Source organism: Pseudomonas kielensis (assembly GCF_030505375.1).
GTDB lineage: Bacteria > Pseudomonadota > Gammaproteobacteria > Pseudomonadales > Pseudomonadaceae > Aquipseudomonas > Aquipseudomonas kielensis.
In genome coordinates, this window is sequence record NZ_CP130043.1 from 2,948,695 (window position 1) to 2,963,463 (window position 14,769).

At 61.8% G+C, this 14,769-nt stretch carries 13 protein-coding genes and 1 pseudogene; 5 read left to right on the forward strand and 9 right to left on the reverse strand.

Annotated elements, in window-relative coordinates; genetic code table 11:
* Positions 1-5 precede the first annotated feature (5 nt).
* The 3 genes from ybeY to miaB all read right to left on the reverse strand — a co-directional run bounded on the left by ybeY (position 6) and on the right by miaB (position 3,031).
* Complete coding sequence (gene ybeY, locus Q1W70_RS13730; protein WP_166590430.1) at positions 6-500, reverse strand: rRNA maturation RNase YbeY; 495 nt, start codon at positions 498-500, stop codon at positions 6-8.
* A complete protein-coding gene (locus Q1W70_RS13735) occupies positions 493-1,497 on the reverse strand; it encodes a PhoH family protein (protein WP_166590429.1) in 1,005 nt (334 codons plus the stop codon). Before Q1W70_RS13735 ends, ybeY begins: the two co-directional genes overlap by 8 nt.
* Positions 1,498-1,702: 205 nt before the next feature.
* Positions 1,703-3,031 (reverse strand): tRNA (N6-isopentenyl adenosine(37)-C2)-methylthiotransferase MiaB, encoded by a 1,329-nt coding sequence (gene miaB, locus Q1W70_RS13740; RefSeq protein WP_166590428.1) that lies wholly within the window; start codon positions 3,029-3,031, stop codon positions 1,703-1,705.
* A gap of 135 nt (positions 3,032-3,166) precedes the next feature.
* Between miaB and Q1W70_RS13745 the strand changes: the two genes are divergently transcribed.
* Positions 3,167-3,496: a DUF1820 family protein gene (locus Q1W70_RS13745; protein ID WP_003185742.1), complete on the forward strand. Its 330-nt coding sequence runs from the start codon at positions 3,167-3,169 to the stop codon at positions 3,494-3,496.
* Positions 3,497-3,562: 66 nt separating this feature from the next.
* Here Q1W70_RS13745 and Q1W70_RS13750 read toward each other — a convergent pair whose 3' ends face one another.
* From Q1W70_RS13750 to Q1W70_RS13765, 4 genes are all read right to left on the reverse strand, one after another.
* Positions 3,563-4,117, reverse strand: coding sequence for a tetratricopeptide repeat protein (locus Q1W70_RS13750; RefSeq protein ID WP_166590427.1), 555 nt, complete (start codon positions 4,115-4,117; stop codon positions 3,563-3,565).
* Positions 4,118-4,341: 224 nt separating this feature from the next.
* Positions 4,342-5,625, reverse strand: coding sequence for a glutamate-1-semialdehyde 2,1-aminomutase (gene hemL / locus Q1W70_RS13755; RefSeq protein WP_166590426.1), 1,284 nt, complete (start codon positions 5,623-5,625; stop codon positions 4,342-4,344).
* A gap of 18 nt (positions 5,626-5,643) precedes the next feature.
* Positions 5,644-6,267 carry a thiamine phosphate synthase gene (gene thiE / locus Q1W70_RS13760; RefSeq protein WP_182342444.1) on the reverse strand — a complete coding sequence of 208 codons (624 nt, stop codon included), beginning with the start codon at positions 6,265-6,267 and terminating at the stop codon, positions 5,644-5,646.
* An 18-nt stretch (positions 6,268-6,285) separates the two neighbouring features.
* Positions 6,286-7,083 (reverse strand): hydroxymethylpyrimidine/phosphomethylpyrimidine kinase, encoded by a 798-nt coding sequence (locus tag Q1W70_RS13765; RefSeq protein WP_182342442.1) that lies wholly within the window; start codon positions 7,081-7,083, stop codon positions 6,286-6,288.
* Between the two features lie 324 nt (positions 7,084-7,407).
* Here Q1W70_RS13765 and Q1W70_RS13770 point away from each other — a divergent pair, with 324 nt between their 5' ends.
* The 4 genes and pseudogenes from Q1W70_RS13770 (at position 7,408) to Q1W70_RS13785 (ending at position 13,762) form a co-directional block, all read left to right on the forward strand.
* On the forward strand, positions 7,408-9,789 hold the full coding sequence (locus tag Q1W70_RS13770; RefSeq protein ID WP_166590423.1) for a hybrid sensor histidine kinase/response regulator: 2,382 nt from the start codon (positions 7,408-7,410) through the stop codon (positions 9,787-9,789).
* Positions 9,790-9,862: 73 nt separating this feature from the next.
* Positions 9,863-11,512 carry an acyl-CoA dehydrogenase family protein gene (locus Q1W70_RS13775; protein WP_302097456.1) on the forward strand — a complete coding sequence of 550 codons (1,650 nt, stop codon included), beginning with the start codon at positions 9,863-9,865 and terminating at the stop codon, positions 11,510-11,512.
* A gap of 51 nt (positions 11,513-11,563) precedes the next feature.
* Positions 11,564-13,064: pseudogene (gene amn, locus Q1W70_RS13780) on the forward strand (AMP nucleosidase).
* 131 nt (positions 13,065-13,195) lie between these two features.
* Complete coding sequence (locus Q1W70_RS13785) at positions 13,196-13,762, forward strand: pseudouridine synthase (protein ID WP_182344815.1); 567 nt, start codon at positions 13,196-13,198, stop codon at positions 13,760-13,762.
* Here Q1W70_RS13785 and Q1W70_RS13790 read toward each other — a convergent pair.
* Both Q1W70_RS13790 and Q1W70_RS13795 read right to left on the reverse strand, forming a co-directional pair.
* On the reverse strand, positions 13,757-13,966 hold the full coding sequence (locus Q1W70_RS13790; RefSeq protein ID WP_166590419.1) for a DUF2788 domain-containing protein: 210 nt from the start codon (positions 13,964-13,966) through the stop codon (positions 13,757-13,759). The genes Q1W70_RS13785 and Q1W70_RS13790 overlap by 6 nt on opposite strands.
* 151 nt (positions 13,967-14,117) lie before the next feature.
* Positions 14,118-14,597 carry an Lrp/AsnC family transcriptional regulator gene (locus Q1W70_RS13795; RefSeq protein ID WP_095166364.1) on the reverse strand — a complete coding sequence of 160 codons (480 nt, stop codon included), beginning with the start codon at positions 14,595-14,597 and terminating at the stop codon, positions 14,118-14,120.
* Between the last annotated feature and the right edge of the window lie 172 nt (positions 14,598-14,769).

The window sequence follows — 14,769 nt, forward strand, 5'->3', positions numbered from 1 at the left end:
AGCGATTACTCTGAATCCTTTGTTGTAACAGTAGGGGATAGTTCGTTTTCGTCGTCTGCATAAGGGTCCGGATGACCCAGTTCAGCAAGCAACGTTCGTTCCAGTGCTTCCATTTCCTCGGCTTCCTCGTCATCTATATGGTCGTAACCAAGCAGATGCAAGCAGCCGTGAATCACCAGGTGGGCCCAGTGGGCGTCCAGCGCCTTGCCTTGCTCGGCGGCTTCACGCTCGACCACGGCCACGCAGATCACCAGATCGCCCAGCAGTGGGATGTCGAGAAACTCGTCGGGCACGTCGGCCGGGAACGACAGGACGTTGGTTGCGTAATCTTTCTGACGCCAGGTGTGATTGAGCTCACGGCCTTCGGCTTCGTCGACCAGGCGAATGGTCATTTCCGAGTCGGCCGTGCGCTGGCGCAGGGCCAGCTCGCACCATTGACGGAATTGGGCTTCGCTGGGGGCATTGCCCTGGCTGGCAAGCTGCAGGTCAAGCTCAAGCATCGCGGCGGTTGTCCTTCGGGGCGTCGGGTACAGCGCGATTTTCGAAGCGCTCGTAGGCTTCGACTATGCGCTGCACCAGCGGGTGGCGCACCACGTCTTTGGGCTTGAAGTGAGTAAAGCTGATACCCGGTACGTCCTCGAGCACTTCAATCACGTGGTTGAGTCCGGACTTGGTGCCCTTGGGCAGATCGACCTGGGTGATGTCGCCGGTGATGACCGCCGTGGAGCCAAAGCCGATCCGGGTCAGGAACATTTTCATCTGTTCCACGGTGGTGTTCTGGCTTTCGTCGAGGATGATGAAGCTGTTGTTCAGCGTACGTCCGCGCATGTAGGCCAGCGGCGCAACCTCGATTACCTGGCGTTCGATCAGCTTGGCCACGTATTCGAAACCGAGCATTTCATACAGGGCGTCGTACAGGGGGCGCAGGTAAGGGTCGATCTTCTGCGACAGGTCGCCCGGCAGGAAGCCGAGTTTCTCGCCCGCTTCGACCGCCGGGCGCACCAGCAGGATGCGGCGAATCTGCTCGCGCTCCAGGGCATCTACCGCGCAGGCGACAGCCAGGTAGGTCTTGCCGGTACCGGCCGGGCCGATCCCGAAGTTGATGTCGTTAGCGAGGATTTCCTTCACGTAGCGCTGCTGATTCAAGCCGCGAGGGCGAATCATGCCTTTTTTGGTGCGCAAGGCTACGGCGGGTTCGGCGGGGGCGTGGTTGTCCAGCTCTTCGACGGCCGATTCCTGCAGGAACAGGTGAACCATGTCCGGCGACAGCTCGCTACCCTTGGTTTCGCGGTAGAGACGGCGCAGCAGGTTTTCCGCCCAGGTGGTGTGCTTGAGCTCGCCGATCAGTTCGAACTGATTGCCGCGGTTGCGGATCACGATCGCCAGGCGCTGTTCGATCAAGCGCAAATGCTCGTCGAATTGCCCGCACAGATTGGCGAAGCGGTGAGCCTCAAAGGGCTCGAGGATAAAACGATGCGGTTCTATGGGTGCGTTCAAGGTTGTTTTCAGCCGCCCTTGGGCAATTAAGATGAAATCAAGGATAACGCCAGTGGCCTGGGTGCGAAAGCTCTTAAATAACCAACGTCGTACGCAGTCCCTGTGGGAGCGAGCTTGCTCGCGATGGCGGCGTGACAGACGACACATTTGCTGAATGTCAGATCGCAATCGCGAGCAAGCTCGGCTCCTACAGTGATCGGCGGTGTTATTGGATCAGCGAACCCCGCAGCGAGTGTGGCTGTGCGGCGTCGATGTGCACGTCGGCGAACTGGCCGATGAGGGTCGGTGTGTCGCAGCGGAAGTTGACGATGCGGTTGTTCTCGGTGCGCCCCTGCAGTTCGCCAGGGTCTTTTTTCGAGTAGTCGGTGACCAGGATCCGCTGGATCGAGCCGACCATTTGTCGGCTGATTTCGAAGCCTTGCTGATTGAGGCGATGCTGCAGGGCGTTCAGGCGCTGTTTTTTCAGTTCTTCCGGCGTGTCGTCGGCGAGGTCGGCGGCCGGGGTGCCCGGGCGCTGGCTGTAGACGAACGAGTAGGAGAAGTCGAAGCCAACGTCTTCGATCAGCTTCATGGTCTGTTCGAAGTCTTTCTCGGTTTCACCCGGGAAGCCGACGATGAAGTCCGAGCTGATGCAGATGCCCGGCACGGCGGCGCGCAATTTGCGCAGCTTGGACTTGTACTCAAGTGCGGTGTGGTTGCGCTTCATGGCCGAGAGGATTCGGTCCGAACCCGATTGCACCGGCAAGTGCAGGTGCTTGACCAGCTCCGGCACGTCGGCGTGGGCCTGGATCAGGCTATCGGAAAACTCCAGCGGGTGGGACGTGGTGTAGCGGATACGGTCGATGCCGTCGACCGCCGCCACCACCCGGATCAGCTCGGCCAGGTCAGCCAGGCGCCCGTCGTGGGTGGTGCCGCGGTAACCGTTGACGTTCTGCCCCAGCAGGGTCACTTCACGCACGCCATTCTCGGCCAGGTGAATGATCTCGGCGATCACGTCATCGAACGGCCGGCTGACTTCTTCGCCACGGGTGTAGGGCACCACGCAGAAGGTGCAGTACTTGCTGCAGCCTTCCATCACCGAGACATAGGCGCTCGGGCCGTCGATGCGCGGTTCGGGCAGGTGATCGAATTTTTCGATTTCCGGGAACGAGACGTCGACCTGCGGCAGTTTGGTGATCCGCGCGGCGTCGATCATTTCCGGTAGGCGGTGCAGGGTCTGCGGGCCGAAAACCACGTCGACATAGGGGGCGCGGTCGCGGATGGCGGCGCCTTCCTGGCTGGCCACGCAGCCGCCGACGGCGATCACCATCTCCGGGTTGGCCAGCTTCAGCTCACGCCAGCGGCCCAACTGGGAGTACACCCGGTCCTGGGCACGTTCGCGGATCGAGCAGGTGTTGAGCAGAATCACGTCTGCGTCTTCGGCGCGGGCGGTCACTTCCAGGGCCTGGTGTTCACCCAGCAGATCAACCATGCGCGAGCTGTCGTACTCGTTCATCTGGCAACCGTGGGTTTCGATGTAAAGCTTCTTGGCCATGGACGGGTTCATCACGTGATTCAAAGAACCGCGCATTATAGGGAACAAGTCCTCAGGTTCCTACCGTCGTGCGTCCAGCGGCTATGCTATAGTTCGCGCCCTCATTTTTATCCCTCGATGTGTTACCCGCCCACCATGACCAAACGTGAAGCTCCAATCTACAAGGTGATTTTCCTCAACCAGGGCCAGGTGTTCGAAATGTACGCCAAGCAGATCTATCAAAGTGATCTGTGGGGCTTCCTGGAAGTGGAAGAGTTCGTCTTTGGCGAGCGCACGCAAGTGGTCGTCGATCCGAGCGAAGAGAAGCTCAAGGCGCAGTTCGAAGGCGTGGTGCGCAGTTTTGTGCCGATGCATTCGATTGTGCGCATCGACGAGGTCGAGCGCCTGGGCACGCCAAAAATCAGCGAAGCCCGTGGCGCGGTCGGCAATGTCATGCCGTTTCCGATGCCAATGCCTGAGAAGTAAGCCTTAATACCGCGTCGTCTTCATCGCGAGCCTGCTCGCGATGGGGCCAGGCAGGTCTGTGAAGGCTTACGGCAGTGGCGAAAACGGCGTACGCCCATCGGCGTTTTGCAGTTCCATCAGGTACTTGCGGAAAATCTGCCCCAGCACCTGGGTGGCGACTTCCAGTTCATCGCGTTGCATGTGCTCGGCGACTTCGTCGGCAGTGTCCAGCGCATCTTCGGCGCCGTTGACCGCAGCCATTTTCAGCACGATGTACGCCTGGACGTTGTTGGCGGGCACGCCTTCGCCGTGGAAGAACATGGTGCCGAGCTTGAATTGCGCCTGGGCGTGGCCTTGCAGGGAGGCCTTTTCGAAGTAGCTCAGGGCTTGATTGAGGTCGCGCGGTGCATTTTTACCGTCGTAGTAGAACTCGCCCAACTCGTATTGCGCTTCCGCATCCCCGGCGTCCGACGCTTTCTGGCAGGCTTCAAGGGCCTCCTTCAGGTCTTCAGGCTGGGTATTGAGGGTGCAACGACCCATTGCCGGGATCAACAACGAGTTGCCGCCTGCTTGTGCGTGCGCGAGCAGCGGCTGAAGGAGCAACAGGCAGCCCAATGCAAGGGTGCGGCCGGTGCGGTTCATGGGAATCGACTTACCTCTGAAGGGCGCGCGGACCCATCGAGGGATCCAATAAGCGCGCATTATGAAATAAGCAGGACCATCCTTACAAAGTCTTTACTCGTTTTTCTGCCGCGCGGGAACTATATCTACCGCTTTTAGCGGGAACTTGGATAGTCGTAGCAGCAAAAAGACAGCAATGTAGGATAAAGCTGACGTCGACCCAGGCCGACGTCAGCGGTTTTGGCTTACTTCAGCGCGGCAAATGCACGCTCGGCTGCGTCCAGGGTCAGCTGCAACTCGGCGTCGCCGTGGGCGATCGAGGTGAAGCCGGCTTCGAAGGCGCTTGGCGCCAGGTACACGCCGCCTTCGAGCATCAGGTGGAAGAAACGCTTGAACAGGTTGGCATCGCTGGCCATGACGTCGTCAAAGGTCACGATGTCGTCGGCGCCACTGAAGTACAGGCCGAACATGCCACCTGCCTGGGTCGTGACGAACGGAATGCCCGCCGCATCGGCACGCTGTTGCAGGCCATCGAGCAGGCGGCTGGTGTAGTCACTGAGTTCGGCGTGGAAGCCTGGGCGGCTGATCAGGCGCAGGGTGGTCAGGCCGGCCGCCATAGCCAGCGGGTTACCCGACAGGGTGCCAGCCTGGTAGACCGGGCCCAGCGGGGCAATGTGCGACATGATTTCGCGCTTGCCGCCGAAGCAACCCACCGGCATGCCGCCGCCGATGATCTTGCCGAAAGTGCTGAGGTCTGGAGTCACGCCGTAGTACGCCTGGGCGCCGCCCAATGCCACGCGAAAACCGGTCATCACTTCGTCGAAAATCAGCACCACGCCGTGCTGGTCGCACAGGCTGCGCAGGCCTTCGAGGAAGCCGGGCGCCGGCGGTACGCAGTTCATGTTGCCCGCAACCGGCTCGACGATGATGCACGCCACTTCCTGACCGACTTCGCCGAGCATCTTGGCCACGGCATCGATGTCGTTGAACGGCAGTGTCAGGGTGTGCTTGGCAAAGTCGGCGGGCACCCCGGCGGAGCTCGGCACACCTTGGGTCAGCAGGCCCGAGCCGGCCTTGACCAGCAGGCTGTCGGAGTGGCCGTGGTAGCAGCCTTCGAACTTGATGATGCTGTCACGGCCGGTGAAACCACGGGCCAGGCGAATCGCGCTCATGGTCGCTTCAGTGCCGGAGCTGACCATGCGCACCATTTCCATGGACGGCACGATCGAGCAGACCAGGTCGGCCATTTCGGTTTCCATCGCCGTCGGGGCGCCGTAGGACAGGCCGTGCTCCAGCTGCTTGCGCACCGCGTCCAGCACGTCGGGGTGGCTGTGGCCGAGAATCATCGGGCCCCAGGAGCCCACGTAGTCGACATAACGCTTGTCGTCTTCGTCCGTCACGTAGGCGCCTTCGGCGTGCTTGAAGAACAGCGGAGTGCCGCCCACGCTCTTGAATGCACGTACGGGGGAGTTCACGCCGCCGGGAATGTGTTTCTGGGCATTGGCAAACAGGGTTTCGGAACGAGACATGGTAGGGCTCTCAAAAATTCAGGAAGTGAACAATGCGTTGAAGGCGCGCGCGCGGCGGGTCACTTCGCTCGTGCTGTCGGCGCCGAACAGGCCATGGACCACGGCCAGCAAGTCGACCCCATGGGCCACCAGCGGGGCGGCGTTGTCCAGGGTAATACCACCGATCGCACAGATCGGCAGGTGCAACCGGGCGCGGGCCTGGTCGAGCAGCTCGAGGCTGCAGGTCGGTGCGCCGGGTTTGGTGTTGGAGTTGAAGAAGCGGCCGAAGGCGACATAGTTGGCGCCTTCCTTGGCCGCTTGTTCAGCCAGCTCGATCTGCGCGTGACAGGTCGAGCCAATGATCGACTGGCGGCCCAGCAGTGCTCGGGCCGGGGTCAGTGGGCCATCGGTTTGCCCCAGGTGAACGCCGACGCCCAGGCGCGCGGCCAGTTCGGCGTCGTCGTTGATGATCAACTGGGTCTTGTAGCGCTCGCACAGGTCGCGCAGGGCTTGGGCTTCGCGCAAGCGGCGCGCCTCGTCGCTGCTTTTATCGCGGTACTGCAGCAAGGTCACGCCACCCTCCAGTGCTGCTTGCACATAGGGCAGGAACTTGCCGGCCAGTAACTGACTGTCGGTAATGGCGTACAGACCACGTAATTTCATCGGGCAAGCCTCATGGCGTTACGAGCAAAAATCCAGCGGCAGGCGACGCGGAACAAACTGGCCTTTGCCCAGTTGTTCGGCGTCACGCAGGGTGCGCCAGGTGTAGTCCAGTGCTGACTTCACCGCGCTGGCGAGGTGTTCACCCTGGGCCAGGCGACCGGCCAGCGCACTGGCCAGGGTGCATCCGGATCCGTGGTAGCTGCCGGGCAGGCGCTGGCAGGTAAAGGTTTCGCGGTGACCGTCGCGGCTGTAGAGGCGATTGTGTACTTGATGTTCGTCGCCATGCCCGCCGGTAATCAGCAAGTGTTTGACGAAAGGGAGGAGTTTTTCTGCGCACTGGTCGGCGCTGCCGTCTGGCAGTTCAGCCAGGATCCGGGCTTCAGGAAGGTTGGGGGTGGCGATAATCGCCAGTGGCAGCAGGCGCTCGCGCATGGCGTAGCCGACTTCGTCCTTGCCCAGGCGTCCGCCACCGCCAGCGCGCAGCACCGGGTCGCAGACCACGGGCAGGTGCGGATGCGCCTGGAGCAGTTCGACCACCGTGTCGACCATTTCCAGTGAGCCGAGCATGCCCAACTTGACCGCCGCAACCTGCGAGTCGTTGAGGACGGCATTGGCCTGGGCCAGTACCCACTCACGATCGAGGACGCGGAAATCACTGACATTGACGGTGTCTTGCACGGTCAGGGCAGTGACGGCCGGGGCCGCATGACAACCCTGAGCCAGCAGGGCTTCGATATCTGCCTGCAAGCCGGCGCCACCACTTGGGTCGTGGCCGGAGAGACAGAGGACAACGGGGCGAGAGCTGTAGATATTCATGGTGCGCGAGCTTACCACCAAACAAGTTTTTTCGGTGCGCCTGGCAGCACGCCAGGACTTGCTGCCAGCCGCGTGGTCTCGTGGCCGCGGCGGTTGGTTATGAATGATCCTCATAATCTGACCAGATCTTCAGATCTTGACTGTCGTGGGCCCCTGAAAAGCCCGTGCTAGAGCCTTTAAACTAAAAATTTCAATGGTGTTCAATCGCCACCAACGGCTATGCTAGAGTGGATCCAAACCAATAACAGGTTGTACCGGCTCGACGTCTGCTCAAAAGGAAATGGGGGGCTTCCTGACGCACCGGACAGGCCATGCTGGGGCTTTATGCGCTATTTGCTGATGTTGCTGTTGAGCTTGCCCATGTTGGCGAGCGCAGCGGATTTTGATGAGTCCACCCAAAAACTCCCCTTGGGTCGGATCATGCAGGTGTACGAGGATGTCGCCGGCACTGCGAGCATCAAAGACGTCCAGGCACAAGCGGCGGCCGGCCATTTCCAACCCCATCACAAAGCCACCCTGAACGCCGGTTACTCCCGTTCGGTGTTCTGGCTGAAGATCGACCTGCATTACCGCCCGAACAATCCCGACGTCTTGCGCACCTGGTTGCTGGAGCTGGCGTATCCGCCTCTGGATCACGTCGACCTGTACCTGGCCGATGGCGCTGGGAATTATCAGCTCAAGCAGCGCACCGGCGACGCCTTGCCGTTCGCCACCCGGGAAATTCGCCAGAACAACTACCTGTTTGACCTGCCCTTCGTGGCCAATGAACAGAAGACCGTTTATCTGCGCCTGCAAAGCCAGGGTTCGATCCAGGCGCCGTTGACGCTGTGGTCGAGTACCGCCTACCTGGAAGACCAGCCGGTGCGCCTGTATATCCTCGGGCTGATTTACGGGGTCCTGTTGGGGATGCTGGTCTACAACCTGTTCATCTACCTCAGCGTGCGCGACACCAGCTACCTCTATTACATCTTCTATATCGCCTCGTTCGGCCTGTACCAGCTCTCGGTAAACGGGGCGGCAGTGGAGTACTTCTGGCCGGACAACCCGTGGTGGGCCAACGCCGCGACTCCGTTTTTCATCGGCTGCGCGGCACTGTTCGGCAGTCAGTTCGCCCGCAGCTTCCTGCAGACCTCCAGCCACAGTCGCTGGCTTGATCGTCTGCTATTGGCATTGGTGGCCTGCAGCGCGGTGGTGGTCGGCCTGTCGTTGATGACCAGCTATGCCCTGGCCCTGCGTCTGGCCACGGCACTGGCGCTGATCTTTACCGTGGTGATTTTCTCGGCGGGGATTTTCGCCTGGTGGCGCGGCCTGCGGGTGGCACGCTATTTCATCATCGCCTGGTCGGCGTTCCTGCTCGGCGGCATCGTCAATACGCTGATGGTGCTGGGCTACCTGCCTAACGTGTTCCTGACCATGTACGCCAGCCAGATCGGTTCGGCAATTGAAGTCGCGTTGCTGTCCCTGGCCCTGGCCGATCGCATCAACACCATGCGCGAGCAGCAGGCGCAGACATTGCTCGACGCCGGGCAGAAGCTGGAAGTGTTGAACCAGCAACTGGCCCACAGTAACCAGCTCAAGGACGAGTTCCTGGCGACCCTGACCCACGAACTGCGCACGCCGATGAACGGGGTGATCGGTTCGCTGGAGTTGATGCAGACCGTCGAGCTGGATCCGGAGCTGGAGCAGTATCAGCAGACCGCCGCCGGTTCGGCGCGGGACATGATGCGCATGGTCAACGGCATCCTGACCCTGACCGAGTTGCAGGCCGGGCGCCTCAAGGTCTACCCGGAGTCGTTCAGCCTGCGTTCGGTGGTCGATGGCCTGCACCAGCAGTTCGCCGCCAATGCCGCGAGCAAGGCCCTGGATTTCAAGGTTGAGCTGGCCCAGGGCCTGCCCGATCGCCTGCACGGTGACAGCGCCAAGCTGGTGCAGTGCCTGGAGTGCCTGCTGGACAACTCGATCAAGTTCACCCACGTCGGCGGGCTGGCGTTGCGGGTCAGCGGCAAGCCGGCTGAAGCCGGGCGCCAGGCGTTGTCCTTTGCGGTGATCGACACCGGCATCGGCTTCACTGACCTGGGCGAAGCGACCATGTATCAGCGTTTTTTCCAGCTCGACGGCTCCATGACGCGCGAGTACGGCGGCCTGGGCGTGGGGCTGGCGATCTGTCGGCAATTGGTCGAGTTGATCGGCGGGCGCCTGACCCACCGTTCCGAACCCGGGCGTGGCAGCCGGTTCCAGCTGGATGTCGAGTTCGAGATAGTGACGGTGCAGCCGAGCGTGGCCCCTGTGCGCCACGGCCAAGACCTGGCGAGCGTGCGCGCCCCTCAGGATTGCAGGGTGTTGTTGGTCGACGACGACAGCATCAATCAACTGGTGGTGCGCGGCATGCTGCTCAAGCTCGGCTATCGGGTGCGCAGTGTCGACAGCGCCCCGGCCGCGCTGGAGTGCCTGCGCCGTGAACAATTTGATGCGGTGTTGCTGGACAGTCCCATGCCTGCGCTGGGCGGGCAGTCGATGTGCGAACAGGTTCGCGCGCTGCCGGGCTACGCCAATGTGGCAGTGCTGGCTGCAGTGGCCGCCACCCGCCTGGACTTCGAGTCCGGGCTGACCGATTACCTGAGCAAGCCGGTGAAATTCGAAGAGTTGCAGGCGGTGCTCCATCGCCGGTTGCTCTGCCAGCAGCAAGGTGAAAGCGCCGGTATTTAGGCGCATATGCCACTTTTTTAGGGGGGGGCAGGGTGCTTAACTGAGGGTCTTCGCTGACCCTAGAAGGCCCGCCATGAACCTGCACCAGTTCGCCGAAACCCACGAAGTCACCAATCAGCCACCCTCCCTGGACGGGGTCAACCTGTACCGGATCGACCTGCCGTTACAAGAATGGTCGCGACGTTTCGGGGCGGGCTGGGCCGAGTCGCGAATCGACGCCTATGGTGCTTTGGCGGGGGGGCCGCTGATGGCGGCGGGGTTCCTGGCCAACCAGAACAAACCGCTGTTCTCCAGCCATGATCGCTATGGCCACCGCATCGATCTGGTGGAGTTTCACCCGGCCTACCATGAACTGATGCGGACGGCGGTCGAGCACGGGCTGACGTCCTTGCCCTGGACCGACCCGCAGGCCGGCGCCCATGTTGCCCGGGCCTCGATGTCGTACCTGCACAGCCAGGCCGAAGCCGGCAGTGGCTGCCCGCTGACCATGACCTTCGCCAGCGTGCCTGCCTTGCATCTGCAGCCGGACATCGCCCGGCAATGGCTGCCGAAAATCCTCGCCCGCGAGTATGACCCACGCAATGTCGGCATGGCCCACAAGGCCGGCGTCACCATCGGCATGGCGATGACCGAGAAGCAGGGCGGTACCGACGTGCGGGCCAATACCACCAAGGCGTACCCGGTCGGTGCTGCCGGTCCGGGCCAGGCCTATGAACTGGTGGGCCACAAATGGTTTTGCTCGGCACCGATGTGCGACGCCTTCCTGACCCTGGCCCAGACCGACAAGGGCCTGACCTGCTTCCTGCTGCCGCGTCATCGTCCGGATGACACGCGTAACCAGTTCTACATCCAGCGTCTGAAAAACAAACTGGGCAATTGCTCCAATGCCTCCAGTGAAGTCGAGTTCCGTGGGGCGCTGGCGTGGATGATCGGTGAAGAGGGACGTGGGGTACCGACCATTATCGAAATGGTCGCCATGACCCGTTTTGATTGCATGGTCGGTTCCAGTGCCTTGATGCGCCAGGCGCTGACCCAGGCCAGCCATCACTGTGCCCACCGCCAGGTGGGTGGCAAGTTACTCAACGAACAGTCGCTGATGCAGAACGTGCTGGCCGACCTGGCACTGGAAAGCGAGGCCGCCCTGGCCTTGAGCCTGCGCATGGGCCAGGCGCTGGATCAGCGGGATGACTCCCAGGAAGCCAAATTCGCCCGGCTGGTGACGGCGGTGGGCAAGTATTGGATCTGCAAGCGCGCCCCGGCCATGATCAACGAGGCGGCCGAATGCATGGGCGGCGCCGGTTATGTCGAGGAAAGCATCCTGCCGCGCCTGTACCGTGAGGCGCCGGTGAACTCGACGTGGGAAGGTTCCGGCAACGTACAGTGCCTGGACGTGCTGCGCGCCCTGTCCAAAGAGCCCGGAGTGCTCGATGCGTTGTTCTGCGAACTGGGCGACGGGCATGGCGACAAGCGCCTGGCCGCACACATCCAGCAGTTGCAGGCGGCGTTCAAGGACACCAGCGACATCCAGTACCGCGCCCGCCAGTTGACCGAAGACATTGCCCTGGGCCTGCAGGCCAAGTTGTTGCTCGAAGCGGGCAATTGCAGTGTCAGCGATGGCTTTATCGCCAGTCGGTTGGGAACGGCTGGGCGGGTGTATGGCACCTTGCCGCGCGGCCTGGATGTCGAGGCGATTGTGGCGCGCTCGACCCCGCAGGGTTTCTGATTGCGCGACACCCCCACTCCGGTGTTCCCGTGACGCGGTGTTGCAGGCAAGATGAAGGCCTGCAAGCCAGAACACAGGAAGCTGATCGTGACCGAAGACTTTATTGTCGTTCAAACCGCTGAACAAGCCGTGGACCGGCTCGCCGCGCTGCACGAGCGAGCCACTACGGCGTTGAACCAGGCGCTCAAGCGTTATCTCAAGGACCGCATCGAACCCGATGCCGAACAGCGTGCGATGTTCCGCTACCCGGAATTGCGCCTGACCTACCTGTGCCAGGGCGAAGTCCCACAGACCACCCGGGCTTACGCCAAGGTGCAGTTGCCTGGGACCTACAGCGTCACCGTCACCCATCCGGCGGCGTTTCGTAAGTACTTGCTGGAGCAACTGGTGCCCCTGATGCACGACTTCACCGTGACGGTGGAAGTGGGTGTCAGCCAGCAGAATATCCCTTACCCCTACGTGGTCGAGCAGGGCGATGAACTGGCCGGCTCCGGCGTCACCGCCGCGGTGCTGGCGCGGGTGTTCCCGAGCACCGACCTGTCGGCGGCCACCGATGGCATCGCCGATGGCCTGTACGATTGGGAGAACACCGATCCGCTGCCACTGGCCTTGTTCGACGCCGCGCGCGTCGATTTTTCCCTGCGCCGCCTGGTGCACTACACCGGCAGCGACTGGCGGCACGTGCAGCCGTGGATCCTGCTGACCAACTACCACCGCTATGTCGACCAGTTCATCGTCCATGGCCTGGAGCAACTGCGTAATGACCCGCGGTTTGTGCGCATGGTGCTGCCGGGCAACGTGATCATCGAAAAGAGCATGGATCACGGCGAAGCCTCGGCCATTGCCGCCGGTGTGGTCTGGCACCGCTACCAGATGCCGGCCTACCACTTGCTGGCGTCCGACGGCCATGGCGTGACCCTGGTCAACATTGGTGTCGGCCCGTCCAACGCGAAAAACATTACCGACCACCTGGCGGTGCTGCGTCCGCACTGCTGGCTGATGATCGGGCACTGCGGCGGCCTGCGCCAATCCCAGACGATAGGCGACTACGTGCTGGCTCACGCCTACATGCGGCGTGACGGGATTCTCGACCGGGTGGTGCCGCCGAACATTCCGATCCCGGCGTTGGCCGAAGTTCAAATGGCGCTGCAACAGGCAGCGGCCAACGTCACTGGCGAGAAGGGTGATGACCTGAAAAAACGCCTGCGCACCGGTACCGTGCTGACCTACGACGACCGTAACTGGGAACTGCGCTGGGCCCAGGAGCGGCCGTTGATCAACCTGTCGCGGGCCGTGGCGGTGGACATGGAAAGCGGCACCATCGCTGCCCAGGGTTATCGTCTGCGGGTGCCGTATGGCACGTTGTTGTGTGTCTCGGACAAGCCGCTGCACAGTGAAATCAAGCTGCCGGGTTCGGCCAACGCCTTTTATGAGCGTGCGGTCAGCCAGCACCTGAAAATCGGCATCGCCGCGGTGGATCTGCTGCGCACCGAGACTCAACTCGTTGCACTCGCGCAAACTGCGCAGCTTCGACGAGCCGCCGTTCCGCTGATTGTTATCGTGGTCATTTGACGGTCGGGGCACTAGCATGGGCAGCCCTGACCGTTAGATGTTGTGTTTGCCATGTCCCGTCCTCGTCCTCTTTCCCGTCGTCCAGGTGCTGCAGCCGCCGGCCCGCGCCGCGTGGCCAAAGCGCCCCCGGCTGAACCGAAACTGATTCTGTTCAACAAACCCTTCGATGTGCTGACGCAGTTCAGTGATGGCGAAGGGCGGGCGACGCTCAAGGATTACATCGAGATTCCGGGGATCTACCCGGCCGGACGCCTGGACCGGGACAGCGAAGGGCTGCTGTTGCTGACCAATGATGGCCAGTTGCAGGCGCGGATTGCCGACCCCAAGCACAAGCTGGCCAAGACCTATTGGGTCCAGGTCGAAGGCGAGCCGACGGCCGCGCAGTTGCAGCGCTTGCGTGACGGTGTCGAGCTCAATGACGGCATGACCTTGCCCGCCGAGGCCCGCCAGTTGGAAGAACCCGAGCTGTGGCCACGCAACCCGCCGGTACGCTTTCGTAAAAGCGTGCCGACCCATTGGCTGGAATTGGTGATTCGTGAGGGGCGCAATCGGCAGGTGCGGCGCATGACCGCGGCCGTGGGCTTGCCGACCTTGCGCCTGGTGCGCGTGCGAATCGGTGACTGGACGATCGAAGGGCTCGACCAGGGCCAGTGGAAGGAAGTGCCTGCGCGCTTATAAAGTGCCGGATTCGATCAGGCCAATCACCACGCTCTTGATGATGAATGCCGCCACACCCAGGCCCAGCACAAAGAACAGGATGAACGAGCCGAAACGTCCGGCCTTGGATTTCTTTGCCAGGTCCCAGACGATGAAACCCATGAAAATGATCAGGATGCTGACCAGGCCGGTCATCATCCACTCTTCAAACAGTGCAGGATCCATCGAACATCTCCAGCGTACGCAGGGCAAAAAAGGCCGGGGGAGTATACGCCAAGGGTGCGCGGCGGGGCATTGACCTGCGTCGGTGTGCCGCAGCTGTTCGTCGCCGCCACGAGCGCGCCCCGTAGGAGCAAGGCGTGCCCGCGATGCGCACTCAGCCGCGCAAATGGGTCAACGGCAACTCGGTGCTGTTCAATACCTGGTTGAGCACGAAGCTGGAGCGCACACTGGTCACCCCTTCAATTCGGGTCAGGTGGCCGAGCAGCAGTTTCTGGTAATGGTCCATGTCCGGCACCACCACCTTGAGCTGGTAGTCGGCGTCCATCCCGGTGACGAGGCTGCACTCCAGTACCTGGGGCAGGGTGCGAATAGCGGCCTCGAAGTTCTCGAAGCGCTCGGGGGTGTGGCGGTCCATGCCGATCAACACGTAAGCCGTCAGGCTCAGGCCGAGCAGCTTGCGGTCGAGCAAGGCGACCTGGCGACTGATGTAGCCATCGTCCTCCAACTGCTTGACCCGCCGCGAGCAAGGCGAGGGCGACAGGCCAATGCGCTCGGCCAACTCCTGATTGGAGATGCGTGCGTCGCGCTGCAATTCCGCCAAAATGCTCAAGTCGTATCGGTCGAGTTTGCTCATGAAACAGGCCTTTGTCATAACAATTGCGGTGGATTATCTATCAGTGGTGAAAAATTGCGCAAGTCATGTTTATTTGAGCAATCTTCGCAATCCTCTGTCGTGGCCTCAGGCCTATTCTTATTACCAGAATCACTGCCCGGACAAACAGTCCACAGCGGCCCGCCGAATCAGG